General features: G+C 62.6%; 23 protein-coding genes and 1 riboswitch. Of the genes, 11 read left to right on the top strand and 12 right to left on the bottom strand.

What is annotated here, in order from left to right; translation table 11 throughout:
- Nucleotides 1-49: 49 nt before the first annotated feature.
- From PCS43_RS09980 to PCS43_RS09970, 3 genes are all read right to left on the bottom strand, one after another.
- Nucleotides 50-1,432 (bottom strand): MFS transporter, encoded by a 1,383-nt coding sequence (locus PCS43_RS09980; protein WP_080726630.1) that lies wholly within the window; start codon nt 1,430-1,432, stop codon nt 50-52.
- Between the two features lie 30 nt (nt 1,433-1,462).
- Complete coding sequence (locus PCS43_RS09975; RefSeq protein WP_021332507.1) at nt 1,463-2,611, bottom strand: Gfo/Idh/MocA family protein; 1,149 nt, start codon at nt 2,609-2,611, stop codon at nt 1,463-1,465.
- Between the two features lie 106 nt (nt 2,612-2,717).
- Complete coding sequence (locus PCS43_RS09970; RefSeq protein ID WP_003941006.1) at nt 2,718-3,455, bottom strand: GntR family transcriptional regulator; 738 nt, start codon at nt 3,453-3,455, stop codon at nt 2,718-2,720.
- A gap of 199 nt (nt 3,456-3,654) precedes the next feature.
- Between PCS43_RS09970 and iolC the strand changes: the two genes are divergently transcribed.
- The 8 genes from iolC to PCS43_RS09930 are packed head-to-tail and all read left to right on the top strand — an operon-like array spanning nt 3,655 to nt 12,857.
- Nucleotides 3,655-4,659, top strand: coding sequence for a 5-dehydro-2-deoxygluconokinase (iolC, locus tag PCS43_RS09965; RefSeq protein ID WP_193604587.1), 1,005 nt, complete (start codon nt 3,655-3,657; stop codon nt 4,657-4,659).
- Entirely contained in the window at nt 4,652-5,551 is a 900-nt protein-coding gene (locus PCS43_RS09960; RefSeq protein WP_021332504.1) for a Cgl0159 family (beta/alpha)8-fold protein, read from the top strand. The genes iolC and PCS43_RS09960 overlap by 8 nt, the downstream gene beginning before the upstream one ends.
- Before the next feature lie 21 nt (nt 5,552-5,572).
- Nucleotides 5,573-6,445: a 5-deoxy-glucuronate isomerase gene (gene iolB, locus PCS43_RS09955; RefSeq protein ID WP_007727367.1), complete on the top strand. Its 873-nt coding sequence runs from the start codon at nt 5,573-5,575 to the stop codon at nt 6,443-6,445.
- Between the two features lie 14 nt (nt 6,446-6,459).
- Complete coding sequence (gene iolD, locus PCS43_RS09950; protein WP_007727369.1) at nt 6,460-8,415, top strand: 3D-(3,5/4)-trihydroxycyclohexane-1,2-dione acylhydrolase (decyclizing); 1,956 nt, start codon at nt 6,460-6,462, stop codon at nt 8,413-8,415.
- A 52-nt stretch (nt 8,416-8,467) separates the two neighbouring features.
- Nucleotides 8,468-9,373 (top strand): sugar phosphate isomerase/epimerase family protein, encoded by a 906-nt coding sequence (locus tag PCS43_RS09945; protein ID WP_007727370.1) that lies wholly within the window; start codon nt 8,468-8,470, stop codon nt 9,371-9,373.
- Between the two features lie 26 nt (nt 9,374-9,399).
- Entirely contained in the window at nt 9,400-10,440 is a 1,041-nt protein-coding gene (locus PCS43_RS09940) for a Gfo/Idh/MocA family protein (RefSeq protein WP_007727372.1), read from the top strand.
- A 2-nt stretch (nt 10,441-10,442) separates the two neighbouring features.
- Nucleotides 10,443-11,327, top strand: coding sequence for a sugar phosphate isomerase/epimerase family protein (locus PCS43_RS09935; protein WP_070162752.1), 885 nt, complete (start codon nt 10,443-10,445; stop codon nt 11,325-11,327).
- 24 nt (nt 11,328-11,351) lie between these two features.
- On the top strand, nt 11,352-12,857 hold the full coding sequence (locus PCS43_RS09930; RefSeq protein ID WP_003941032.1) for a CoA-acylating methylmalonate-semialdehyde dehydrogenase: 1,506 nt from the start codon (nt 11,352-11,354) through the stop codon (nt 12,855-12,857).
- 62 nt (nt 12,858-12,919) lie between these two features.
- Here the strand turns inward: PCS43_RS09930 and PCS43_RS09925 are convergent, their stop codons facing one another.
- Nucleotides 12,920-13,492 (bottom strand): dihydrofolate reductase family protein, encoded by a 573-nt coding sequence (locus tag PCS43_RS09925; RefSeq protein WP_003940686.1) that lies wholly within the window; start codon nt 13,490-13,492, stop codon nt 12,920-12,922.
- Nucleotides 13,493-13,613: 121 nt separating this feature from the next.
- A complete protein-coding gene (locus tag PCS43_RS09920) occupies nt 13,614-14,012 on the bottom strand; it encodes an Rv0361 family membrane protein (protein ID WP_021343646.1) in 399 nt (132 codons plus the stop codon).
- A gap of 103 nt (nt 14,013-14,115) precedes the next feature.
- On the opposite strand from PCS43_RS09920, the gene PCS43_RS09915 reads away from it, so the two are divergent.
- Nucleotides 14,116-15,432, top strand: coding sequence for a D-alanyl-D-alanine carboxypeptidase family protein (locus tag PCS43_RS09915; protein WP_209908108.1), 1,317 nt, complete (start codon nt 14,116-14,118; stop codon nt 15,430-15,432).
- Here the strand turns inward: PCS43_RS09915 and yhjD are convergent.
- From yhjD to PCS43_RS09880, 7 genes are all read right to left on the bottom strand, one after another.
- Entirely contained in the window at nt 15,429-16,463 is a 1,035-nt protein-coding gene (yhjD, locus tag PCS43_RS09910; protein ID WP_050654860.1) for an inner membrane protein YhjD, read from the bottom strand. The genes PCS43_RS09915 and yhjD overlap by 4 nt on opposite strands.
- 51 nt (nt 16,464-16,514) lie before the next feature.
- The gene (trpS, locus tag PCS43_RS09905; protein WP_003941025.1) at nt 16,515-17,549 is read right to left on the bottom strand and encodes a tryptophan--tRNA ligase; all 1,035 of its coding nucleotides are present in this window, start codon (nt 17,547-17,549) and stop codon (nt 16,515-16,517) included.
- A 26-nt stretch (nt 17,550-17,575) separates the two neighbouring features.
- Nucleotides 17,576-18,070 carry a barstar family protein gene (locus PCS43_RS09900; protein ID WP_030535081.1) on the bottom strand — a complete coding sequence of 165 codons (495 nt, stop codon included), beginning with the start codon at nt 18,068-18,070 and terminating at the stop codon, nt 17,576-17,578.
- Nucleotides 18,070-18,588 (bottom strand): ribonuclease domain-containing protein, encoded by a 519-nt coding sequence (locus PCS43_RS09895; protein WP_065352886.1) that lies wholly within the window; start codon nt 18,586-18,588, stop codon nt 18,070-18,072. The genes PCS43_RS09900 and PCS43_RS09895 overlap by 1 nt, the downstream gene beginning before the upstream one ends.
- 26 nt (nt 18,589-18,614) lie before the next feature.
- Nucleotides 18,615-19,460 carry an exodeoxyribonuclease III gene (locus PCS43_RS09890; RefSeq protein ID WP_082654818.1) on the bottom strand — a complete coding sequence of 282 codons (846 nt, stop codon included), beginning with the start codon at nt 19,458-19,460 and terminating at the stop codon, nt 18,615-18,617.
- A 36-nt stretch (nt 19,461-19,496) separates the two neighbouring features.
- Entirely contained in the window at nt 19,497-20,705 is a 1,209-nt protein-coding gene (locus PCS43_RS09885) for an MFS transporter (RefSeq protein ID WP_371714359.1), read from the bottom strand.
- Between the two features lie 130 nt (nt 20,706-20,835).
- The gene (locus PCS43_RS09880; RefSeq protein ID WP_003940772.1) at nt 20,836-22,059 is read right to left on the bottom strand and encodes an NADP-dependent isocitrate dehydrogenase; all 1,224 of its coding nucleotides are present in this window, start codon (nt 22,057-22,059) and stop codon (nt 20,836-20,838) included.
- A 305-nt stretch (nt 22,060-22,364) separates the two neighbouring features.
- A riboswitch (SAM riboswitch) is annotated at nt 22,365-22,505 on the top strand.
- Between the two features lie 143 nt (nt 22,506-22,648).
- Between PCS43_RS09880 and PCS43_RS09875 the strand changes: the two genes are divergently transcribed.
- Nucleotides 22,649-23,974 (top strand): bifunctional o-acetylhomoserine/o-acetylserine sulfhydrylase, encoded by a 1,326-nt coding sequence (locus PCS43_RS09875; RefSeq protein ID WP_007727392.1) that lies wholly within the window; start codon nt 22,649-22,651, stop codon nt 23,972-23,974.
- Entirely contained in the window at nt 23,971-25,107 is a 1,137-nt protein-coding gene (gene metX, locus PCS43_RS09870) for a homoserine O-acetyltransferase MetX (RefSeq protein ID WP_209908106.1), read from the top strand. Before PCS43_RS09875 ends, metX begins: the two co-directional genes overlap by 4 nt.
- The last annotated feature ends 35 nt before the right edge of the window (nt 25,108-25,142 follow it).

Raw genomic sequence — 25,142 nt, 5'->3', positions numbered from 1 at the left:
CGCAAGCCCCGGGTCCCGCGTTATGATGAAGGTGGCGGAAGACGCTTCATCAGCGCACCAACACCACAGCACCCGTATCGCGTGGGAGCCGCCAACTCTCGATCACCGTCGGCACCAGCATGGCCCCGAGAACACCCAGCGTCAGAGAAAACGGCACTCCGCCGCTCAGATCCTCCGACTCCGCCAACGGTGTACAGAGCGTGATCACCAAAGCGGACAGTGCAATACCCAGACCGGACGCCAACTCTTGCAGCGTTGCATGCAGAGTATTGGCATCGGTCAGCTCACCCGAGTCGACGTCGGCGAACGCCAAGCTGTTGTACGCGGTGAACCCGATGGATCGCAACGCGCCACTGACAAACAGTGCGACAGCGATTACGACGTCCGGTGTCGTCGACGAGATCAGTACCAGCGCACCGAAGCACACCACCGACAGAACTCCGTTTCCCACCAGAACTAGTCTGATCCCGAACCTGCGCATGAGCGGAGTGGTGAGCGGTTTGATCGCGATATTCCCCGCGAACAGAGCCATCACCAGCAGACCGGCCTTGAACGCCGACATTTCGAATCCCACTTGGAACAACAACGGCAGCACAAACGGCACGCCCATGATCACGAGCCGGTACAGCGAGCCGCTCGACGCGACGAGCCGAAACGATCGAAGTCGGAGGACGCCGAGCGCGATGAGCGGATGATCCGACCGGACGAGGTGAATGACGGCCAAGCTCAACAAGATCAGAGCCGCAACGATCCCGAGGCCCACTCGTAGCCAGTCGGTTCCGGCACTGTGCACGCTGTCGAGCGCCACGACAAGCACTGCGACGCTTGCTCCGATCACCACCAATCCCAGCCAGTCGAGGCTCCGTTTCTGCGCCTCCCGAATGTCGGGCACCATGCGCAATGCCAGCAGAAACCCGACGATCCCGATCGGAACGTTGATCAGAAAGATCCAGCGCCACGAAGCGATCGACACGATGGCTCCACCCACAGCGGGCGCAAGAACCGGCGCTGTGAGCGCCGGCCACGTCAAGTAGGCGATAGCCCGTACGAGTTCCGCCTTCGACGTCACCCGCAATACTGCGAGCCGCCCTACCGGCACCATCATGGCGCCGCCTACCCCTTGTAAAGCACGCATTCCCACCAGCATCGGGAGGGAGGTGCTCAGTGCACATCCCACCGATGCCACCGCGAAAACAGCTATGGCAGAGATGAAGACACGTCGCGTTCCGAACCTGTCGGCCATCCATCCGCTCGCCGGGATCAGGACGGCCAACACCAGGAGGTACGAAGAAACGGCGACATTGACGTCGACGGCATCAACTCCGAAAGATTGGGCGATCGACGGCAGTGCCGTTGCGAGAATCGTCGCGTCCAGCATCTCCATGAACAGCGCTGCTGCCACGAGCAGCGCCAGTCCGCGGGGAAATGTCACTGCACCAGAGCCTTTCGGAGGAGCTGTGGATCAGCCGAGAGAAATCCAGCTGCCGGAGGTCACCGAGGCGACCATCGCGTCCAGGGCCTGTGCGGACGCGACTGCATCAGCGATGGTCGCGCCCTGCGGCGCTCCGTCCACGATCGAGGCGATGAAATTGCGAGCCTCGATCACTTTCAGGTCGTCGTAGCCCATCGCGTTGGCCGCGCCAGGCTGGAAGCGGCCGAACTCACCGGACTCGGGGCCGACCAGAACCGTCGTGACGGATTGGTCCTGATACTTCGAGCCGAGGCTGGTGCCCAGTTCACCCATCCGGCGGTAGTCCCAGAACACGGCACCCTTCGTGCCGTGAATCTCGAATCCGTAATTGTTCTGCTCTCCCACGGCGACGCGGCATGCTTCGAGGGTGCACCGGCCACCCGAGCCGAGGCGCAGCAGTGCGCTGACGAAGTCTTCGTTCTCAACAGCCCCCATCTCCCCACCGCTGGCCCGCGCATGTCCACTGGTAGCGGCGGACGGACGCGCACGCTCCGGGATGAAGATCGCAGTATCCGCAACGAGAGCGTCGACGTCACCGAGAAGATGACGAATCAGATCGATGCCGTGCGAAGCCAAGTCGCCCAGGACGCCCGCGCCGCCGCGCTCACGCTCGTATCGCCAACTCAAAGCACCTTCAGGGTGGGCCGCATAGTCGCTGAGGAAACGAAAACGCGAGTGCGTGATCGTGCCCAACTCCCCTGAGTCGATCAGGCTCTTTGCCAGGGCCACAGCCGGCGCGTTTCGGTAGTTGAAGCCGACGGTCGACTGCACACCGGCCTTCGAGACTGCTACGGCAACAGCTTTGGCGTCTTCCGTGGACAAGCCGACGGGCTTCTCGATCCAGATGTGTTTGCCGGCCTCTGCCATTGCGACGCCGATTTCACGGTGCAAGAAGTTCGGGGCCGTGATGCTCACCGCGTCGATGGCCGGATCGGCTGCGATATCGCGCCAATCCTGGGTGAAAGCTTCGAAACCGAACTGGTCCGCTGCTTCCTCCCCTCTGCCAGGCACCTCGTCGGCGACGGCGGCCAGGCGGATCACGGGAAGCTGCGGATAGTGCTGCCGCAGACGCAGATACGCCTGCGTGTGGACGCGGCCCATCCATCCGAATCCGGCAACTGCTACTGAAATGCCTGTCATGAGGCTCCGTTCGGGTCAAATGATCGAAGGATCGCAGAAATGCTGGGATCACAAATCACCCCCACTGACTCGGTCAGGCGGGTACTCGTGTCACCGGGATCGAGATCTAGCGGTCGACCACGGTGGTGTCGAAGTAGTAACGCGACGCTCGGTAGCAGTGGCTGCCGTACTCGACGGCGCTACCTGAATCGTCAAATGCAGTGCGGCTCATGGTCAAGAGGGCAGCACCCACTTTCTCGTCGAGCAATCCTGCTTCTTCGCGAGTCGCCGCCCGAGCGCCGATTCGCTGCCGCGCCACACGGATGTGAACGCCGCGAGTTCGCAAGGTTTGGTACAGCCCCTGCGTCTCCAACTCCTCGGGATCGGGTGCGATGTCCACCGGAATGTAGTTGGTCATCACGGCAAGCGGTTCGCCGTTGGTGCTTCGCAGACGCCTGATGGTGGCCACTTCGGCGTCAGGTTCGAGGTTGAGTTCCGCGGCAACGTCCTCGGCGGGAACTCCCACCGTGAACTCGAGCAGCTTGGTCGTCGGCGCCTGGCCGGCCCTCGCAAGGTCGTCGAACAGGCTGGTGAGCTCGACCGGGCGGTGCACCGGACTTTGCACCACCTGAGTTCCGACTCCCCGCTTACGAACAAGTAGTCCCTTGTCCACCAGCTCCTGGATCGCGCGTCGAGTGGTCGGACGTGAGAGATTGAGCCGTTTGGCCAACGCCAGTTCATTCTCGAAGCGATCACCTGGGGCAAGTTCGCCACCGAGAATAGCGCCCTCGATTGCCTGTGCCAGCTGAAAATACAGCGGCACCGGGCTCGAGCGGTCCAACTCGACGGCGAGTGCTGCGACCACGGCCAACTCCGATCTGTCTTGGGAAGGCGCCGTATCGACGCTACTTCTCTCGGCAGTGTATGCGAACACTAACATTCACTTGACCGCAAGTCATAATGTCCAGACAAACTATTGACAATCGCTGTGTCGCGGCGCACAGTTTCAGTCATACATCGGTGCCCTGCGTGGGCAACCCACCACGAACTCTCGGGAGTCAGTTTTGACAAGCATCAACACTCACCAGAGCGGGTCACACATCCCTGACGCACCCTTCGACGTGCTTGCCATCGGCCGATCGGGGGTGGACATCTACCCACTTCAGACCGGTGTCGGACTCGAGGACGTCGAGACGTTCGGCAAGTTCCTCGGCGGCAGCGCAGCCAATGTCTCGGTGGCGGCTGCACGCCTCGGCCGGCGAGCAGCACTGATCTCCGGCGTAGGCAGCGATCCTTTCGGGAAGTTCGTCACACGCGAGTTGGCACGTCTGGGCGTCGACAACAGGTTTGTCGTCACCAATTCCGAGTACCCGACACCGGTGACGTTCTGCGAGATCTTCCCTCCTGACGACTTTCCGCTGTACTTCTACCGCAAGCCGCACGCGCCCGATCTTCGGATCACCCCGGAAGACATCGACCTCGACGCCGTTCGAACAGCGTCCCTCTACTGGTCGACTGTGACGGGGCTGTCCGAAGAACCGAGTCGCAGTGCACACTTCGCGGCCTGGGAAGCCCGCGAACGACGCCCGCTGACGGTCCTCGATCTGGACTACCGCCCGATGTTCTGGTCGACGCCCCAAGAAGCAACCAATCAGGTGCAGCGCGCTCTGGCGCACGTGACAGTAGCCGTCGGAAACCGCGAAGAGTGCGAGATCGCGGTCGGTGAGACCAATCCGAACAAGGCCGCCGACGCGCTTCTCGACCTCGGCGTCGAACTGGCCATCGTGAAGCAGGGCCCGAAGGGCGTACTCGGCAAAACGCGAAAGCAGTCGATCACCGTGCCGCCCAACGCCGTCGACGTGGTCAACGGGCTGGGAGCAGGCGACAGCTTCGGCGGATCACTGTGCCACGGACTGTTGGCCGGGTGGCCGCTGGAGAAGGTACTGCGGTACGCCAACGCGGCCGGCGCGATAGTCGCATCTCGGCTCGAATGCTCCACTGCGATGCCGACCGCCGAAGAAGTCCACGATCTCGCCGAAGCCACAGCCACGGAGGCAGTCAATGTCTGACAAGCTCGCCGCCCGCCCCCTCGCCACCACCTACGCCGAAGTGACGGAACTGCGTGCGAGCGATCCGCAGATCATCGAAAAGGCCTGGGCAGCGCGAACTCCTCGCGCCACTGTTCGAGGCAATGGTCGACTGATGATCGTCGCTGCCGATCACCCGGCCCGTGGGGCACTGTCTGTCGGTGGCAAGCCGACAGCGATGAACAGTCGTACAGATCTGCTCGACAGATTACGAACTGCGCTCGACAATCCCGGAGTCGACGGCGTTCTCGGCACCGCGGACATTCTCGACGATCTGCTCCTCCTCGGCGCCCTCGACGACAAGGTCGTCTTCTCGTCGATGAACCGCGGCGGCCTGGCAGGCGCGAGCTTCGAACTCGACGACCGCATGACCGGATATACCGCGGCGGGCACCGCGAAGTTTGGAATGAACGGCGGAAAGATGCTGCTACGCATCGCACTCGACGACGCGGGCACACTGCCCACCATGACGGCATGTGCCGAAGCCGTGGACGAACTGGCCGCGGCCGGACTGATCGCGATGCTCGAGCCGTTCCTCTCCAGCCGCGTGAACGGCAAGGTCGTCAACGATCTCAGCCCCGACGCCGTCATCAAATCCATCCACATCTCCCAAGGTCTCGGCTCCACCTCGGCGTACACGTGGATGAAACTGCCGGTCGTCGACGAGATGGAACGCGTCATGGATGCGACCACCCTCCCGACGCTCCTCCTGGGGGGAGATCCGCAGATCGCGCCGGAAGAAACGTACGCAAAGTGGGACGCTGCACTTCAGCTGCCGTCCGTGCGCGGACTGATCGTCGGACGCGCGCTGCTCTACCCACCCGACGGCGACGTCACCGCGGCCGTCGACACCGCAGTCAAGCTCGTCCACTAGAACCGACCTGGCAGGAGCAAGATGTTCAGCAAGTACTACGTCCCCGCCGGATCGTCCGCCGACGGTGATTTCACGACAGTGGTCACGCCGGAGTCCGCCGGGTGGACCGAATCCAGCTTGTGGACACTCGAACTCGCCCCTGGCGCTGACGTCCACCTGCAGTCCGGCGAGAACGAGATCATCGTCGTTCCACTGGCGGGTTCGGCCGTGGTTGTTGCCGAGGGGACGGAGATTCCCCTGACCGGCCGCGCATCGGTTTTCGACGGTCCGAGCGATTTCGCGTACGTCGGTCGCGACGCCGACTACTCGGTCAGCAGCACGGGCGGAGGCCGCTTCGCCCTGTGCGGAGCGCGCGCCGGCGCCAAGCTCCCCCATCGCTACGGTCCGGCTTCAGGAGTTGCGGTCGAGCTCCGCGGCGCCGGGAACTGCAGCCGACAGGTTCACAACTTCGCCACTGCAGACACCTTCGAGGCCGACTCCATCATCGCGTGTGAGGTCATCACCCCCGGCGGGAACTGGTCGTCGTATCCCAGCCACAAACACGACGAGAACAGCGACGTCGAATCGGCCCTGGAAGAGATCTACTACTTCGAGATCGACAGAAGCCCCACCGGGACCGAAGGTTTCGGCTACCACCGCGTGTACGGAACCGCCGAGAGACCTATCGAGGTGCTCGAGGAAGTCCGCTCGGGCGACGTCGTCCTCGTGCCGCACGGCTATCACGGCCCGTCCATCGCAGCGCCGGGCCACCACATGTACTACCTCAATGTCATGGCAGGTTCGGGCGAGATCCGGGCGTGGAACATCTGTGACGATCCGCAACACACCTGGCTACGTGGAAGCTGGGATCACCAGGACATCGACCCTCGACTGCCGTTGCAGTCCCACAACTGACGGAAGTGAAAGCTGTGGCACCCACCAACAACGCAACCGGCAATCGTCCACCTCGCGACGAGCCGACCGTATACCTGACCGTTTCTCAAGCTGTCGTCCGCTTCCTCGCCAACCAGTACACCGAACGCGACGGCCAGCGCACCAAGCTGTTCGCCGGCTGCTTCGGAATCTTCGGGCACGGCAACGTCGCCGGACTGGGGCAGGCACTCTTGCAGGCCGAGATCCAGGATCTCGACGCCGGCCGTGAGCCGACACTCCCCTACGTGCTCGGCCGCAATGAACAGGCGATGGTGCACTCGGCTGTCGCGCACGCCCGCATGAAGGACCGCCTGCAGACGTGGGCGGTCTCGTCCAGCGTCGGCCCCGGTGCCACCAATATGGTCACCGGCGCGGCACTGGCCACCATCAATCGTCTACCTGTATTACTCCTTCCCGCAGACACTTTCGCGACCCGCGCCAGTGCCCCCGTCTTACAGGAACTCGAACTCCCGTCGAGCGGCGACGTCACAGTCAACGACGCTTTCAAACCCGTCTCACGATACTTCGATCGGGTATGGCGCCCGGAGCAGTTGCCGAGCGCTCTGCTCGCCGGGATGCGCGTTCTCACTGATCCCGTCGAGACCGGCGCGGTCACCATCGCCATCCCGCAGGACGTGCAGGCCGAGGCTTTCGACTGGCCCGAGTCCTTCTTCGCCGAACGGGTGTGGCACGTGGCCCGCCCGCTCCCCGAACGATCGGTGATCGAACGCGCCGCCGCGATCATCCGCTCGGCTCGCAAGCCACTGATCGTCGCCGGCGGCGGCGTGATCTACAGCCAGGCCACCGACTCTCTGGCAGCGTTCTGCGCGCAGACCGGAATCCCCGTGGGGCAGAGCCAGGCCGGCAAGGGTTCATTGGTCTACGACCATCCACAATCCGTCGGGGCGGTGGGGTCCACCGGCACTACGGCTGCAAACGCACTGGCCACCGAGGCTGACGTCGTCATCGGAATCGGTACGCGGTACAGCGATTTCACGAGCGCGTCCCGCACCGCGTTCACCAATCCCGACGTTCGCTTCGTCAACATCAACGTCGCATCACTGGACTCCGTGAAGCAGGGCGGAGTCAGCGTTGTCGCCGACGCACGTGAGGCACTCGACGCGCTGGCACTTGCACTGAACGACTACCGGGTGGACGACGAATATGCGTCCAGGATCGGTGACCTCGCTCGCGATTGGGATGCGATCGTCGAATCCGTCTACAACCCAGCCGAACCCGCTGCCGACGGGTCACTGAATCAGAATCAGGTGATCGGCCTGGTCAACACACTGTCCGATCCACGTGACGTCGTGGTGTGCGCTGCCGGGTCCATGCCGGGTGACCTCCACAAGCTGTGGCGAACCCGTGATTCCAAGGGGTATCACGTCGAATACGGGTACTCGTGCATGGGATACGAAGTTGCCGGCGGTCTAGGCGTCCGCATGGCGTGCCCCGATCGCGACGTGTTCGTGATGGTCGGAGACGGTTCCTATCTGATGATGGCCACCGAATTGGTCACCGCCGTACAGGAACGCCTCAAGGTCATCGTCGTCCTGGTGCAGAATCACGGATTTGCCTCCATCGGTTCACTGTCCGAGTCGCTGGGTTCCCAGCGCTTCGGCACGCAGTACCGCTACCGCTCGAATGACGGACGTCTCGACGGAGGGGTTCTCCCGGTCGATCTGGCCGCGAACGCTGCCAGCCTCGGTGTCGACGTCATCCGCGCCAACACCGCTGCCGAGTTCGCCGACGCGATCAAGGTTGCCAAAGCAAGCGACACCAGCACCGTCATCCACGTCGAAACCGATCCGCTGATCGGCGCCCCGGACAGCGAATCCTGGTGGGATGTACCGGTATCGGCCACCTCCGAACTGGAGTCCACCAAGAAGGCACGGACAACTTACGAGTCCTGGAAGAAGATCCAGCGACCGTACCTCCGTCCATCCGAATGAAAATTCCGCACAACCACACCCCATAAAGCTTGCCCGCGAAAGGAATCTAGACATGAGCGCGATTCGCGTCGGATCAGCCCCCGACTCCTGGGGCGTGTGGTTTCCGGACGATCCACAGCAGACCCCTTACACACGATTCCTCGACGAGGTATCCGCGTCGGGATACGAATGGATCGAACTCGGCCCGTTCGGATACCTTCCGACCGATCCAGCCAAGTTGACGGACGAACTCGGCGCCCGCGGCCTGAAGCTTTCGGCCGGTACCGTTTTCGAACACCTGCACCAGGACGATTCCTGGGATGCCGTCTGGAATCAGATCAAGGACGTCGCCAAGTTGACCGCAGCCGTCGGCGGCAAGCACGTGGTGGTCATCCCTGAGATGTGGCGCGACCCTTCCACCGGAGCGGTACTCGAAGACCGCAATCTGACGCCCGAGCAGTGGCGTAAGAAAACCGACGGCATGAACGCTCTCGGGAAGGCAATGCTCGAGGAGTACGGCGTCATGGCGCAGTACCATCCTCATGCCGACAGTCACGTCGACATCGAAGACAACGTCTACAAGTTCCTCGAAGGGACCGACGAGCGTTTCGTGAATCTGTGTCTCGACACCGGCCACATCAGCTACTGCGGCGGCGACAATCTCGCAATTATCAACAAACATCCGGAGCGCATCGGGTACCTACACCTCAAACAGGTGGATCCGGCGATAGTCGCCAAGGTTGAGGCGGAGGACCTGCCGTTCGGTGAGGCCGTCAAACTCGGTGCCATGATCGAACCGCCGCGCGGAATCCCCGACATGCCGCCGCTTCTGGAGGCCATCGAGAAGCTCGGCATCGACGTGTTCGCGATCGTCGAGCAGGACATGTATCCCTGCCATCCCGACACACCGCTGCCCATCGCAGCGCGCACTCAGAAATACCTGTCCACCTGTGGCGTCCCCGCCGTCCGTTTCAACTGAGCAACACAATCGAGGAGTACCACCGCATGTCTGACAACCAGGATCTCCGGATCGCAGTGCTCGGCGTCGGCATCATGGGGGCCGATCACGTCGACCGCATCACCAACAAAATCGGCGGTGCCCGCGTCACCGTCGTCAACGACTACTCTCTCGCCCGCGCCGAGGAAATCGCAGCACTGACGCCAGGGGCGCGCGTCGTCGTCGATCCGTTCGATGCCATCGCAGCCGAGGACGTCGACGCCGTTGTTCTCGCAACCCCGGGCCCGACCCATGAGAAGCAGGTTCTTGCCTGCCTCGAAGCGGGCAAGCCTGTTCTCTGCGAAAAGCCGCTGACCACCGACGCGGACAGTTCGCTCACGATCGTCAAAGCCGAAGCAGCGCTGGGAAAAAGACTGATCCAGGTTGGTTTCATGCGCCGGTTCGACCACGAATACACCCAGCTCAAGGATTTGATCGACAGCGGCGATCTCGGTCGCCCTCTCGTTGTGCACTGCGCTCACCGCAATCCTGCGGTTCCGAACGGCTTCGACAGCGCGATGATCGTCAAGGACTCACTCGTCCACGAGGTCGACGTGACACGATTCCTGCTCGACGAAGAGATCACCTCAGTGCAGATCATCCGACCGGCCGCGAATTCGCTTGCTCCCGAGGGCATTCAAGACCCACAGATCGCGATATTCGAGACCGAGTCCGGCAGACACGTCGACGCCGAGGTGTTTGTCACCACCGGAGTTGCCTACGAGGTGCGCACCGAAGTTGTCGGCGAACTCGGAAGCGCGATGATCGGACTCGACGTGGGACTGATCCGAAAGACCAAGCCCGGCAACTGGGGTGGGCAGATCACCCCAGGATTCCGCGAACGCTTCGGGCAGGCCTACGACACCGAGTTCGCCCGGTGGATCAAGGCAGTGAAGACGGGCGCCGGCACCGGCAACTACATCGACGGACCAGGTGCTTGGGACGGGTACGCCGCGGCCGCTGTCTGCGCCGCCGGTGTGAAGTCTCTGGAGACGGGTCAGCGCGTCGTCGTGGACATGGTTGCGCGCGACTCTGTGGCCGGAGCTTAGCGATGAAGGTCGCACTCGACCCCACACCTTTCCATCACGATTACTCACTACTCGAGCTACCTCAGGTTGTTGCCGATCTCGGGTACGAGTACCTGCAGCTCACACCGCACGTCGACATGATCCCGTTCTTCAATCACCCGAAAGCCGACGACGCGCTCGTCACCGAGTTCCGGAAGGCCTGCGCGAGTGCGGGAGTCGGCATCGCGTCGGTGCTCCCGGTCCTTCGGTGGTCCGGCCCGGACGAGGACGCTCGCGAAGCAGCCGTGCGTTACTGGAAGCGGGCCATCCAGATCACGGTCGATCTCGGTGTCAACGTCATGAATACCGAATTCTCCGGCCGCCCCGAAAAGGCCGAAGAGTCCGAGCGTGCGTTCTATCGTTCGATGGAGGAACTGGTTCCGATCATCGAACGCGAGGGAATCGACGTCCTGATCGACCCCCACCCGGACGATTTTGTCGAAGACGGACTAGCCGCGATCCGCACGATCCGTGGTGTGAACTCCAAGAACCTCGGCATGGTGATCGTGGCGTGCCACCAATTCCACATGGGTGGGGACCTTCCCGCCATCATGGAGGCCGCCGGCGACATGGTCCGACTCGTTCACGTGGCGGACACCATGGATCATCACCGTTCCCACGGACTGCGCTACATCACCAACCCGCCAGGCAATGCCGTTCGAGTGCATCAGCATCTCAAAATCGGTGACGGAGACGTCAACTGGGACGAATTCTTCGGCGGTCTCGATAAACTCGGCTTCTACGATCGCGACAACACCGTGATGGTGTCGAGCGTCTTCGCCGAGAACGAAAACGCGCACGAGGTTTCCCGGTACCAGCGCGAGACGATGAACGACTACGTCGCCAAGTACACCTCCCCGAACTCCTGAGTCACCAGACCACTAGGAAATACCATGACCAGCACTGATACTCGTGTCATCGCGCACTGGTTGGACGGCAAGCCGTTCGCCGGAACGTCCGAGGACACCGCCACCGTCACCAACCCCGCCACCGGACAGATCACCGGCCGACTGGCCCTGGCGAACCTCGAGGACGCCCGCGCTGTCATCGACGCGGCTGCGGCGGCCTTCCCCGCCTGGCGTGACACCTCACTGGCCCGGCGCACACAGGTACTGTTCAGCTTCCGCGAACTCCTCAATGCTCGCAAAGGTGAACTCGCCGAGATCATCACAGCCGAGCACGGCAAGGTTCTCTCCGACGCCCTCGGCGAAATCAGCCGCGGGCAGGAAGTTGTCGAATTCGCTTGCGGAATACCGCATCTCCTCAAGGGCGGATACACCGAGAATGCATCGACCAAGGTCGACGTCTACTCCATCCGCCAACCCCTCGGCCCCGTCGGCATCATCTCCCCCTTCAACTTTCCCGCGATGGTCCCGATGTGGTTCTTCCCGGTCGCCATTGCCGCCGGGAACACCGTGATTCTCAAGCCCTCGGAGAAGGACCCCACCGCCGCGATCTGGCTCGCCGAACTCTGGGCCGAAGCCGGTCTGCCTCCTGGTGTCTTCAACGTCCTCCAAGGTGACAAGCTCGCCGTCGACGAACTTCTGGAAAACAAAGCAGTCAAAGCGATTTCGTTTGTCGGATCCACCCCCATCGCCCAGTACGTCTATGCCACCGGCACCGCCAACGGCAAACGCGTGCAAGCACTCGGCGGCGCCAAGAACCACGCCATCGTTCTGCCGGACGCCGACCTCGACCTCGCCGCCGACGCAATGGTCAACGCGGGATTCGGCTCCGCGGGCGAACGATGCATGGCGATCTCCGCCCTGGTCGCAGTCGGCGACATCGCCGACGAACTGGTTGCCAAGATCGTCGAACGCACCACTCCCCTCGTCACCGGTGACGGCACCAAGAACTCCGACATGGGTCCGCTCGTCACCAAGGCCCATCGCGACAAAGTCGCGTCCTATGTCGATGCCGGCGAGAAGGACGGTGCCACGATCGTGGTCGACGGACGCACAGTTCAGGCCGATGGTGGACCGGACGGCTTCTGGCTCGGGCCCACCCTCATCGACCACGTCACCACCGACATGTCGATCTACACCGACGAAATCTTCGGACCTGTCCTGTCCGTCGTGCGTGTCGATACCTACGACCAAGCCCTCGAACTGATCAACAACAACCCGTACGGAAACGGCACCGCCATCTTCACCAACGACGGCGGCGCTGCCCGACGCTTCCAGAACGAGGTGGAGGTCGGAATGATCGGCATCAACGTCCCCATCCCGGTTCCCATGGCCTACTACAGCTTCGGCGGCTGGAAGAACAGCCTCTTCGGTGACACCCACGCTCACGGGACAGAAGGTGTTCATTTCTTCACGCGAGGTAAAGCCGTCACCAGTCGCTGGCTCGACCCCAGCCACGGCGGAATCAACCTCGGATTCCCCGAGAACAGTTAGCCGGCAAGACATCTGTGGCCGAGACTCTCGAAGAGTCTCGGCCACAGATGTTTTCGAGAGGTCTACGTGACCGTGGGGTGGTACGTCAGTACTTGAACTCCGGATTCGTACCGACGATCGTCCTTCAACTCGAGGACGATCTTGTCGGCCGATTCGGGGAACACTCTCCCGCCGGACCCGAGAATGACCGGGAAGACCATCAGACGAAGCTCGTCGACCAGACCGGCCAGCAACAACGCGTGGACGAGCGTCCGACTTCCCGCGACCAGGATCTCGCCGTCGATCTGCTCCTTGAGCTTCGGGACAGATTCCTCGATGGGACCGTCGAGCGCCGTCGAGTTGTTCCATTCGAGCGGTTCGGTCGAACTCGTGACGACGTACTTGGGCATCTCGTTCATCTTGTCCGCAAAGCCTTGGTCGTCCTCGCGCTCGGGCCAGGCACCGGCGAAGCTCTCGTAGGTCCGCCGCCCGAGCAGAAGGACGTCCGCGGCGAGGGTTTCGTCGAGTTTGAACTTCATCTGATCGCCCTCCTGGTACGGAAAGACCCATCCAGTGTGCGCATAACCCGGTTCGCCACCGGGAGCTTCCATCACCATGTCCAAGGACACGAATTCTGTCACCACGATCTTGCCCATACCGATCCCCTGTCGTCAGTGCGTGTGCGCCATTCGAGTAGCCGACTACCCCACTGTTACAGACTCTGCGTGGTGGTGGAACTCATCGGCGGCGATCTCCGATTGTCACCACATAAAGACGTCAGCACACAACCCAGGCACCGTTCTCCTTGATCAACGTGATGTCTTCGCGCATCATCTCGGACGGATCCTCGGTGCTGTAATGGCGAGTGTTGGCTGTCGCCGAATCCCCGTTCACGACGATGTTCTCCACTCCGTCCAGCCTCAGACTGGCAAGTGCGTCGTCGAACGGCGACTCTTCGACTCGCGGACTCTCGCTGCGCATCGAACTGCATTGAGTGCTGTCCACTGCCTCCCAGTCCCTTTCGGCCATGAATTCGAAACTCTGACCGACGACCGCAGAGATTTGGCTCTCGGCCGACGGTTCCGAATCGCCGGAACATCCGACGACAGCGGTCAATGCTCCAACGAGCGTCATTGCCGCGAGCGTCTGGCGTCCACGCGTGCCTGCGAAGTTCATCCGTCCACTATGACCGATGTACAAACCGAATCGCCTGTTTTCGATCCCTCTGCTTGCGTGGCGATTCGGACGTTCCCTCAGGTTCGCATACCCTCGTATATCGATGATGTGGCGTCGAAAGTGTGCAGTGGCAGTAGCCGGAACAGTGCTCTCAGGGAGCATTGCGTTTACCGGTGTCGTAGGGACCTCGGGAGTGGCCGGCGCCCAACCGGCCCCGCCGCCGCCCACCACCACCACCACCGAAGCGCCGTTCACAACACCCAACACCGACAGCTGCCCGTTCACGAGTAGCCCGGCACCGGCGATCGATCTCTCCGAAGCACCCGCGCCCGGATCCACGGCCCCGACTGCTGTCCCGATTCCGGAAAGCCCCGTCGGTGGAGACAAGCTCGGCGAGTGCGGTGTTGTGCTCCCTGACGGCGCTCCCCCGCTCCCGGCCGACATCGCGGCATCAGGATGGGTACTCGCGGACGCCGAAACCGGCGAGGTCCTCGCCGCCAAAGATCCGCACGGTCGCTACCGCCCGGCCAGCACCATCAAGATGCTCTTGGCTCTTGTCGCGCTCGACGAACTCGATCTCGACACCGAAATCACCGCAACGGCCGAAGACGCGGACGCTGAAGGTAGCGCTGTCGGCATCGGCAAGGGCGGCAAGTACACCAACCGGCAACTGATGCAGGGTCTGGTCATGGCGTCGGGAAACGATGCCGCGCATGCTCTTGCCCGCCAACTCGGCGGTGACGCTGCAGCCGTGTCGAAAATGAACGCGCTCGCGGCCGAACTCGGCGCCCCCGACACTCGCACGGCAACTCCATCCGGACTCGACGGCCCGGGGATGAGCAGCTCGCCGTACGACCTGGCCGTGATTTTCCATACCGCCCTGCAGAATCCGACGTTTGCCGGTCTGATCCATACCGAGACCGTCGAATTTCCCGGCTTCCCCAAGGATCCGACGATTCCCGACGATCAGGACCGCCCCGGATTCACTCTCGCCAACGACAATCAGCTGCTCTACAACTACGACGGCGCATTGGGCGGCAAGACCGGCTTCACCGACGACGCCCGCCACACGTATGTGGGTGGCGCGGAGCGTAACGGCCGGAAACTACTGGTGACATTGATGGGCGGCGAAGCCAAGCCGATCCGTCCCTGGGAACAAGCTGCCCGTCTACTCGACTACGGATATGCACTCCCCGCGAGCACAACCGTCGGCTCGTTGACGGACCGATCCACCGACGATGCCTCGCCCGAGGTCACTCGCACACCGTCTGCCGCTGCACCAGGCTCGATCTCGGCTGCACCCACCGCTACCGACGCCGAATCCGACACCACTGACCGCATACTCATCGGTGCGGTCGGCGGAGTAGTGGTGATCGCGCTGGTGGCGGGAGCCGTTGCCCTCAACCGTCGGAGGCGCTAGCGCGGCCGACGACGCATGAAGCCCGAAAGACCCAGGCCGGCAACCGCACCCGTGGCGATCAGCGCAGCCACGCGAGACGGTGAAGCACCGTCACTGACAACGATTCGCGGCGAGATCACGGCGGGATCCGGCGGCGGAACGAACGCCAGGGCCATACTTTCCTTGGTCGTCGCCGCCCACGCCGTGCAGAACAGCAGCATCCGTGACGCCGTGAACACGAACACGAGCAAACCGATGATCGGACCGAATGCCACGCCCGCTGGTCCGTTGGTGACGGCAGCGAGGTAGATCGCACCCACCTGCTTGAAGATCTCGAACACAACTGCGGCGATAAGCGCTGCCTGCGCAGCGCTACGCAGCGTGACAGGCTCGCGCGGCAGCCGGGCGATCACCCACAGGAACACCGCCCACGTCGCCAGGAGTGAGAGCAACAGTGAAATGACTCTGAGCCCCACGCCGACACCGGTGATGTTCTCGAGGTTGAGCCATTTCACGATCTGAGTCGCAACCGGCCCACTGCTCAGCGCCGACATTCCCAGTGAGACGACCATGGCGAGAGCCAGACCGACGAGGGCCCCCGCGTCACCAAGTTTGGTACGTACGAAACCCTTCGGCTCGCGCTTGCTCTCCCACATCGCCGTCAGCGCGTCGCGAACGTTTGCCATCCAACCGAGACCCGCGTACGCGGCACCCAGGAGACCGAAGATTCCGACGCTCGCGCGCGAGTCGATGGCCGAATCGATCAGCGTGTTGATGGTGTCACCCAAGCTGCCCGGAATGCTCTTGGTGATCTGCTCCTGAATCGACTCCAGGTACTCGGGATGCCCGGCCAATACGAAACCGGCCACTGCAAACGCGACCATCATGATCGGAATCAACGCGAGAACGCTGAAGTACGTGATACCAGCAGCGTAATAGTCGCCTTTTTGCTCTTGAAACCGTCCGGCCGCGCGAACCAGATGATCGAGCCAGGGTCGCGCTGCCCGTTGCTTCTCGAGAAAGCTCGGTGCGTCGTCGTCCGTGTCAGCCATTGCCGTCCCCCTCATGTTCGGTCAGGCGTCGTGAGTCCGAATTCGCGTAAGTCAGCCCTTCGGTGCCAGGAATCCGACCTTGTCATAGACAGCGGCGAGAGTGCGTGAAGACACCTCACGGGCGCGGTGCGCTCCAGCCGCGATGATGCGATCCAGCTCTGCCTCGTCGGCAAGGTAACCGTCGACCTTCGCCTTGAGTGGGGTGACGAACTCGGTCAGCACGTCAGCGGTATCGGTCTTGAGGTCGCCGTACCCCTTGCCCTCGTAACCGGCCACCAGAGTCTCGATCGGTACTCCCGAGAGAGCCGACTGAATGGTGAGCAGGTTGCTGACGCCCGGCTTGGCCTGCGGGTCGAAACGAATCTCGCGCTCGTTGTCGGTGACGGCCGACTTGATCTTCTTCGCCGACACCTTCGGATCGTCGAGCAGATTGATCAGTCCGGCCGCACTGGCAGCGGACTTGCTCATCTTCGCGGTCGGATCCTGCAGGTCGTAGATCTTTGCCGTGCCCTTGATGATCTGCGGCTCGGGAACGACGAACGCCTTGCCGTAGCGGGTGTTGAACCGTCCGGCCAGATCGCGTGCGAGTTCGAGGTGCTGACGCTGATCCTCACCCACCGGAACTCGCTGCGGGCGGTACAGAAGGATGTCCGCGGCCATCAGAACCGGATACGTGAACAAGCCGACACTGGCGTTGTCGCTGCCTTGCTTGGCGGACTTGTCCTTGAACTGCGTCATACGGCTGGCTTCACCGAAACCGGTGATGCAGTTCAGGACCCACGCCAACTGTGCGTGCTCGGGAACCTGACTCTGTACGAACAGCGTCGCCCGATCCGGATCGATCCCCACCGCAAGGAGCTGAGCCACCGCAACCTTGGTGCGACGACGCAATTCCTTCGGGTCCTGCGTCACCGTGATGGCGTGAAGATCCGGAATGAAGTAGAAAGCGTCGAAATCGTCCTGCAACGGAACCCACTGCTGCAGCGCACCCAGGTAGTTGCCGAGGTGGAAAGAATCCGACGTCGGCTGGATTCCGGAAAGCACGCGAGGCTTTGCGGTGGGCTTCTGTTCTGCAGGGGTCGACATGGTTCCGATCTTTTCACGAGTGGAAATCAGTGCAGTGGCGTGGTGCCCGGGTAGTCGAGTTCGACGAGGTCTTCACCGTGGGCGGTGAGGTCCTCCGCACCGAACTGGTAGACGGTCCGGAAAACGACGGGTTCCCATTCTTCGGCGTAGAAGTCCATCGTTTCGCAGAACCACTCCAACTGATCCTGTTGCTCGGACAGTAGAGAACCCGCGCCTCGGACCACAACTACATATCCGGCGCCGAGTCCGAGGACGTCGTCGAGATCGCGCATGACGTCGTCGAAAGCGTCTTTATTTCGCCCGAAGTGGGACGGAAACTGGAAGGCTGCCGCAAACTCGTCGAAGACCTGCGCCGTTGTCCGCATGTTCTCTCCGCGAACCACCCGAACGACAAAATTCTCGGCACGGAGTTGACGTGCAAGATCATCTGCAACGGCCGGGTCGCTCTGCAGCGCCACCGAAGCCACATCCGAAGACGGATCCAGCCACTGCGCCACGCTGACCGTAGACGAATCGGACATCAGCGAATCCTCACAAACGTGTCGTAGTGATCGAGGGTGTACCACGCCGAACCGTCGTTGCCGGTGACGATTCGCTCGGCGTCGCGTCCTTGGCCGTTCTTCTTCGGGTTCACGTCCCATTCCTGATAGACGACACGTCCGCCACCGGCACCGACAGCGGGTAGACGTCCTTCGCTGTTGCGGAAGGTGATGCCGCCCTTGGTGCCCGGCGCATTGGCGGAATCCGGCCACCTCCCGGCGTCGATCTCCACCAGCGTGGCGAGCACTCGCGCCGGCGCATCGCTGTTCGTCTGCTGCGTTGGCTTGGCAGCGGAATTCGAGGGCGCGGAACTCGACGGCGAGGCCTTGGTGGTGGCGCCAGGCTTGGCTTGAACAGTCGAGGACTGGGCACTCGAGGACTTCGTCACCGACGACGCCGAACTGTCGGAGTCACGTGAAGAAAGGGTGACCGCCAGTACGAGCGCAACCACCGCCACCACGACGGTGATGATGGCGTTGCGCGTCTTTGCGCTCGGCATTTTCAGACCTTCAGACATACGCGTCTCTATCGGTACGAGACGGTGACAGGCGCATGATCCGACCAACGGAGGTCGTAGGACTCAGCGCGTTCCACGAGCGCGACCTTGGCCCGCTCGGCGTATCCGCGAGTGGCAATCTGGTAATCGATACGCCAACCCGAATCGTTGTCGAATGCCTTTCCGCGGTACGACCACCACGAGTACGGGCCGTCAACACCCGGATGGAGGGTGCGGAAGACGTCCACCCACGCGGAATCTTCGGCGAACAGCAGATCCATCCAGGCGCGCTCCTCGGGGAGGAATCCCGAGGACTTCTTGTTGGTCTTCCAGTTCTTGAGGTCGAGTTCGGTGTGCGCGATGTTCCAATCGCCGCTGACCACCACGTGACGATCGGCAGCCTCGGCCGCTGCAGCGGTGGAGGCGAGGTGAACTGCGAAGGATGCCATGAACCGCTCCTTCTCCTCCTGCTTCGGCGTGAGCGCCTCACCGGAGGGCAGGTACAGGCTCGCGACGGTCAGATCGGCGAAGTCGGCTTCGATGTATCGACCGGCGTCGAGAAACTCGTCGTCCCCGTGACCGATCCGCACCGCGTCAGGTTCCGTGCGTGAGAGCACCGCGACTCCGTTGCGTCCCTTCGCGGACGGCTCGGCGGAGACCAGGAACCATCCGTTGCCGAGTGCCGGCTCGAGGGTCTCGCGAAGCTGGTCGTCCGACGCACGCGTTTCCTGAAGGCAGATGAAATCCGCCGACGTCTTCTCCAGCCAGTCGAGCATGCCCTTGCGGGCAGCTGCTCGAACGCCGTTGACGTTCACGGACGTGATGGTGTGGGGCGCAAGAATGTGGGAGTCAGCAGTTTGTGGCACGGCAAGCACCGTAGCCGATTCCACCGACGCGGATGGGCGCCCAGGTCAGCGCGCGGCCCTACGCTGCAGAATCACCGCCACCGCCAGCACGACGAGACCCGCGACGGCCAGCAACGACCCCACCGCTGCCGGCGCGGTGTACCCGTAACCGGCTGCGATGACGACGCCGCCGATCCACGCTCCGAAGGCGTTGGCGATGTTGAGTGCGGCGTGATTGAGAGACGCGGCCAAGGTCTGAGCATCCTCGGCGACATCCATCAACCGTGTCTGGAGGCCAGGCACCATCGACGACCCGGCGAGCCCGATGAGGAAGACGAAGATCAGTGCCGTGTACGGATTGCGCACGGCGATCACGAAGACCGCGAGGATCACAACGAGGGATCCCATCGACAGGAACAAGCCCTTCATCAGTGCGCGATCCGCGAGGTATCCACCGACGAAGTTGCCGGCCACCATGCCCAGTCCGTACAGCATGAGTGCGAGGGGAATGAACGAAGCGCCAAGCCCGGACACGTCGGTGAGAGTCGTACTGATGTAGGTGTAGACGGCAAACATCCCGCCGAATCCGACCATGCCCACGATCAAGGTCATCCACACCTGAACGCGGCCCAGTGCCCCGAGTTCGGTGATCGGATTCGTCACCGGCATACCGTCCAACCGCGGAATCCAGACGAACAGCGAAGCAACCGTTGCCACCCCGATCACGGCGACCAAGGCGAAGGCACTGCGCCAGCCGAGTGCCTGGCCGATCCAGGCCGCGACCGGCACACCGATCACGTTGGCCACGGAAAGACCCATCATCACCATCGCGACGGCCTTCGCGCGTTTTCCCGGTTCGGCCAGGTGAGCTGCGACCAGTGCGGCGACTCCGAAATACGCGCCGTGCGGCAATCCGGCGACGAAGCGGGCCATCATCAGCGTCGTGTACGAGGGCGCGAAAACCGAGGCGGCATTGCCGACGGTGAACGCGACCATGAGTGCGATCAACAGGGTGCGGCGCGGTACTCGTGCGGTGAGTGCAGCGATCAGCGGAGCGCCGACGACAACCCCGAGCGCGTACGCCGAGATCACGTGACCCGCGACGGGTTCCGAGACGCCGAGTCCGGATGCCATCTCCGGGAGCAATCCCATTGCGACGAACTCGGTTGTGCCGATACCGAAACCGCCGAGAGCGAGAGCGAGCATCGCCGGACCTCTGGCGGAACGAACCCCGGGTGTCGAGGTGTCAGAACGGGAGAGGGTAGACGAAGTCACTGATCAATTGTGGTCTCACATCTGGTTGAACTTCCAAGTGAGAGCGGGTGAGTTCACTCACGTGAGACCGCGAACACAAATGGGACGCCCGGTTTCCCAGACGTCCCATTTGACAGGTGAAGCGGTGAATCTACTTCGCGGCCATGGCCTTCTGCAGGTTCACGTCGAGCGCGCCGAGGAACTCCTCGGTGGTCAGGTAGCCCTGATCGCCGCCGACCAGCATCGAGAGGTCCTTGGTCATCTGGCCGCTTTCGACGGTCTTGATGACAACGTCTTCGAGCGCCTGCGCGAAGCCGATGACCTCAGGGGTGCTGTCGAGCTTGCCACGATGCTCGAGCCCGCGGGTCCACGCGAAGATGGACGCGATCGGGTTGGTCGAGGTGGGCTTGCCCTGCTGGTGCTGACGGTAGTGACGCGTCACGGTGCCGTGAGCAGCCTCTGCCTCACAGGTCTTTCCGTCCGGTGTCAGCAGAACCGACGTCATGAGGCCGAGCGAGCCGAAGCCCTGGGCCACGGTGTCGGACTGGACGTCGCCGTCGTAGTTCTTGCATGCCCAGACGTATCCGCCCTCCCACTTGAGTGCGGAAGCGACCATGTCGTCGATGAGGCGGTGCTCGTAGGTCAGACCTGCAGCATCGAACTCAGCCTTGAACTCGGTCTCGTAGACGTGCTGGAAGATGTCCTTGAAGGCACCGTCGTACGCCTTGAGAATGGTGTTCTTGGTGGACAGGTACACCGGGTAGTTCTGCTGCAGTCCGTAGGTGAGCGACGCGCGAGCGAAGTCACGGATGGACGTGGTGAAGTTGTACTGCCCCTGGACGACGCCGCCCTCTTCGGGGAAGTTGACCAGTTCGTGCTCGATCGGTGCGCTGCCGTCCTCAGGCGTGTAGGTGATCATCACCTTGCCGGGGCCGGGGACCTTGAAGTCTGTGGCGCGGTACTGGTCGCCGAATGCGTGACGGCCGATGATGATCGGCTTGGTCCAGCCCGGAACGAGTCGCGGAACGTTGGAGATGATGATCGGTGCGCGGAAGATCGTGCCGCCGAGAATGTTGCGGATCGTTCCGTTCGGGGAACGCCACATCTTCTTGAGACCGAATTCCTCGACACGTGCCTCGTCCGGCGTGATCGTGGCGCATTTGACGCCGACGCCGTGCTTCTGGATCGCGTGCGCTGCGTCGATGGTGACCTGGTCGTCGGTCTCGTCGCGGTACTCGATACCGAGGTCGTAGTACTCGAGGTTCACATCGAGATACGGATGGATCAACTTGTCTTTGATGAACTGCCAGATAATGCGCGTCATCTCATCGCCGTCGAGTTCGACGACGGTGCCCTCAACCTTGATTTTGGACATGGGTGCTTCGCGTCCTCCTAGGAAGTTTCCCTGGTTACACGGTTGCGGTCACACTTTGTGAGTGGGTCCGCGAACGGTTCGATTATCAAACCTAGACGGTGTGGACTGATCTCGGGAGATGAGTCCCAAACAAGACAAGCGTACTGCTAACCCGTGAGGCCGCAACCGGCAGGTCCACTCATCGGTCTCTACTCGCGAGTAACTTTTGCCTGCTAGTGGGCTGCGTCGCTCTGCCTCGCGTGCGGTTGCGGCTCACATTTCGCCCCGTGTCAGGACTGCGCTCACTTCCCGGTAGAATCCGACTTGGTCATGAGTGCCAGCGTCAAGCCCCGGCTCGCTGGACGGCAACCCTCCAACCGCGGTGGGGTGCCCCGGGTGATGACCAGGTTTCCCGACGTGGATCTGCTCGCGCAGTTCCACCGAAATTCGGGTGACAAGCGCGGGTCCGACAGGGACGGACCCCAGACCGGGCCGAGCCCCACGGAGGTATTTCAGTATGTGTCGCACTTGTAGATAGACCCCAGCACGGGGCGGCGATCATTCGCCCCCGTCCGACATCTATCCGTCAGACCACTGGAGTGAACAGATCATGACCGACAACACAGCCGACGCCGCAGCAACTTCGGATCCGACCGCGAACTGGTCGTTCGAGACCAAGCAGGTGCACGCCGGACAAACAGCGGACACCGCCACAAATGCGCGCGCTCTGCCGATCTACCAGACCACCAGCTACGTCTTCGACAGCACCGATCACGCTGCTGCACTGTTCGGCCTCGCCGAGCCGGGCAACATCTACACGCGGATCATGAATCCCACACAGGACGCCGTCGAGCAGCGCATCGCTGCCCTCGAAGGCGGAGTCGCCGCACTCCTCCTCTCCTCGGGTCAGGCCGCCGAGACCATCGCGATCCTCAACATCGCCGAGGCCGGCGACCACATCGTCTCCAGCCCGTACCTGTACGGCGGCACGTATAACCTCCTGCACTACACCCTTCGCAAGCTGGGTATCGAAGTCACGTTCGTCGAGGATCCCGACAATCTCGAGCAGTGGCGCGAAGCCATTCGCCCGAATACGAAGGCGTTCTACGGCGAAACGATCGCCAATCCGAAGAACCACATCCTCGACCTACCCGGTATCTCGTCACTGGCCCACGAGAACGGTCTTCCGTTGATCGTGGACAACACAGTCGCGACGCCGTACCTGCTTCGCCCACTCGAACACGGCGCCGACATCGTCGTTCACTCCGCCACCAAATACCTTGGTGGACACGGCACCGCGATCGCCGGCGTCATCGTCGACGGTGGCACTTTCGACTGGACGCAAGGTCGCCACACGAACTTCACGACGCCTGATCCCAGCTACCACGGCGTCACCTTCGCGGACCTCGGCGCGCCGGCGTTCGCACTCAAGGCCCGCGTCCAACTGCTGCGCGATCTCGGTTCCGCCGTGGCGCCATTCAACGCGTTCCTCATCGCGCAGGGTATCGAAACCTTGAGCCTGCGCATCGAGCGCCACGTATCCAATGCACAGAAGGTCGCCGAATTCCTCGACGGCCACGTCGAGGTGGCCTCCGTTTCCTACGCGGGACTTCCCTCCTCGCCATGGTTCGAACGTGGAAAGCAGCTGACGCCCAAGGGAACCGGCGCCATCGTCACCTTCGAGCTGCCCGGCGGTATCGATGCGGGCAAGACGTTCGTCAACGCCCTGACGCTGCACAGCCACGTCGCAAACATCGGTGACGTTCGCTCACTCGTGATCCACCCCGCGTCGACGACGCACTCGCAGCTCACCCCCGAAGAGCAGCTCGCTTCGGGTGTCACGCCCGGACTGGTCCGCCTCGCGGTCGGCATCGAAGGAATCGACGACATCCTCGCCGATCTCACCGTCGGCCTGGCTGCGGTGGCAAACTCGTGACCGTGAACGAATTGGAGCCCAGGATCGACCTCCTGCCCCCGGCCGACGGTCAGGTGGGGTTCGTCGACATCGGCGCCCTGGAACTCGAAAGCGGCGCGGTACTCCCATCCGTTTCGCTCGCCGTTCAGCGCTGGGGTGAGCTGTCCCCGAACCGCGACAACGTCGTACTCGTCGAGCACGCACTGACCGGAGACTCACACGTCACCGGACCGATCTCCGCGAATCAGCCCTCCCCCGGCTGGTGGAACGGGATGGTAGGCCCCGGCGAACCGATCGACACCGGCGAATGGTGCGTCATCGCAACAAATGTCCTCGGTGGTTGTCGCGGCACGACCGGTCCCAGTTCACTGGCCGACGACGGCAAGCCGTGGGGCAGCCGGTTCCCGGAAATTTCCATCCGGGATCAGATCGCGGCGGAGAAGAAGCTCGTCGATCTCCTCGGGATCGACCAGTTGGCCTCGGTGGTCGGCGGATCCATGGGCGGCATGCGCACCCTCGAATGGGCAGTTACGTACCCGGACAGCATTCGCTCCGCGTTGGTTCTCGCAACCGGTTCACGGGCCACTGCAGATCAGATCGGCACCCAGACGACGCAGATCGCTGCCATCGTCTCCGATCCGGATTGGCAGGGCGGTGACTACCACGGAACGGGGCGGGCACCTCGCACCGGACTCGGCATCGCCCGTCGCATCGCGCACCTCACGTACCGCACCGAGTCCGAACTGGATGCGCGCTTCGAGAACTCCGCTCAGAACGATGAAAACCCGTGGAACGGTGGACGATACGCTGTGCAGAGTTACCTGGAACATCAGGCAGACAAGCTGGTCGACCGCTTCGACCCGAGCACGTACGTCCTCCTGACCGAGGCCATGAACCGGCACGACATCGGCCGTGGACGCGGCGGCGTTGCAGCGGCGTTGGCATCGATCACGGCACCGGTCGTCGTGGGCGGCGTGGATTCGGATCGGCTGTATCCCCTCCGTTTGCAGGAGGAGATCGCCGACGGAATTTCCACGTGCAGCGGCCTCGAGATTCTCAAGTCCAAGGACGGCCACGACGGCTTCCTGACGGAGGCGGACGCCGTCGCCGGACTGCTTCGCCGAACGATGGAGTTCGCACGTACGGCTCGCTGATTCGGCACAGAGCCACGTTTTCAGGATTCGTCAAT

The organism is Rhodococcus sp. C-2 (genome assembly GCF_027854095.1).
In the GTDB taxonomy this organism is placed as follows: Bacteria; Actinomycetota; Actinomycetes; order Mycobacteriales; family Mycobacteriaceae; genus Rhodococcus_F; species Rhodococcus_F qingshengii.
This window is presented reverse-complemented; position numbering and strand designations above follow the sequence as displayed.

Coding starts and splice junctions, on each gene's coding strand:
- PCS43_RS09945 (WP_007727370.1), top strand. CDS start 8,468: ATGAGCGCGATTCGCGTCGGATCAGCCCCCGACTCCTGGGGCGTGTGG.
- iolB (WP_007727367.1), top strand. CDS start 5,573: ATGTTCAGCAAGTACTACGTCCCCGCCGGATCGTCCGCCGACGGTGAT.
- PCS43_RS09900 (WP_030535081.1), bottom strand. CDS start 18,070: ATGTCCGATTCGTCTACGGTCAGCGTGGCGCAGTGGCTGGATCCGTCT.
- PCS43_RS09940 (WP_007727372.1), top strand. CDS start 9,400: ATGTCTGACAACCAGGATCTCCGGATCGCAGTGCTCGGCGTCGGCATC.
- PCS43_RS09880 (WP_003940772.1), bottom strand. CDS start 22,059: ATGTCCAAAATCAAGGTTGAGGGCACCGTCGTCGAACTCGACGGCGAT.
- PCS43_RS09935 (WP_070162752.1), top strand. CDS start 10,443: ATGAAGGTCGCACTCGACCCCACACCTTTCCATCACGATTACTCACTA.
- PCS43_RS09930 (WP_003941032.1), top strand. CDS start 11,352: ATGACCAGCACTGATACTCGTGTCATCGCGCACTGGTTGGACGGCAAG.
- PCS43_RS09895 (WP_065352886.1), bottom strand. CDS start 18,588: ATGCCGAGCGCAAAGACGCGCAACGCCATCATCACCGTCGTGGTGGCG.
- PCS43_RS09875 (WP_007727392.1), top strand. CDS start 22,649: ATGACCGACAACACAGCCGACGCCGCAGCAACTTCGGATCCGACCGCG.
- trpS (WP_003941025.1), bottom strand. CDS start 17,549: ATGTCGACCCCTGCAGAACAGAAGCCCACCGCAAAGCCTCGCGTGCTT.
- PCS43_RS09925 (WP_003940686.1), bottom strand. CDS start 13,492: ATGGGCAAGATCGTGGTGACAGAATTCGTGTCCTTGGACATGGTGATG.
- PCS43_RS09920 (WP_021343646.1), bottom strand. CDS start 14,012: ATGAACTTCGCAGGCACGCGTGGACGCCAGACGCTCGCGGCAATGACG.
- PCS43_RS09915 (WP_209908108.1), top strand. CDS start 14,116: ATGATGTGGCGTCGAAAGTGTGCAGTGGCAGTAGCCGGAACAGTGCTC.
- PCS43_RS09975 (WP_021332507.1), bottom strand. CDS start 2,611: ATGACAGGCATTTCAGTAGCAGTTGCCGGATTCGGATGGATGGGCCGC.
- yhjD (WP_050654860.1), bottom strand. CDS start 16,463: ATGGCTGACACGGACGACGACGCACCGAGCTTTCTCGAGAAGCAACGG.
- PCS43_RS09960 (WP_021332504.1), top strand. CDS start 4,652: ATGTCTGACAAGCTCGCCGCCCGCCCCCTCGCCACCACCTACGCCGAA.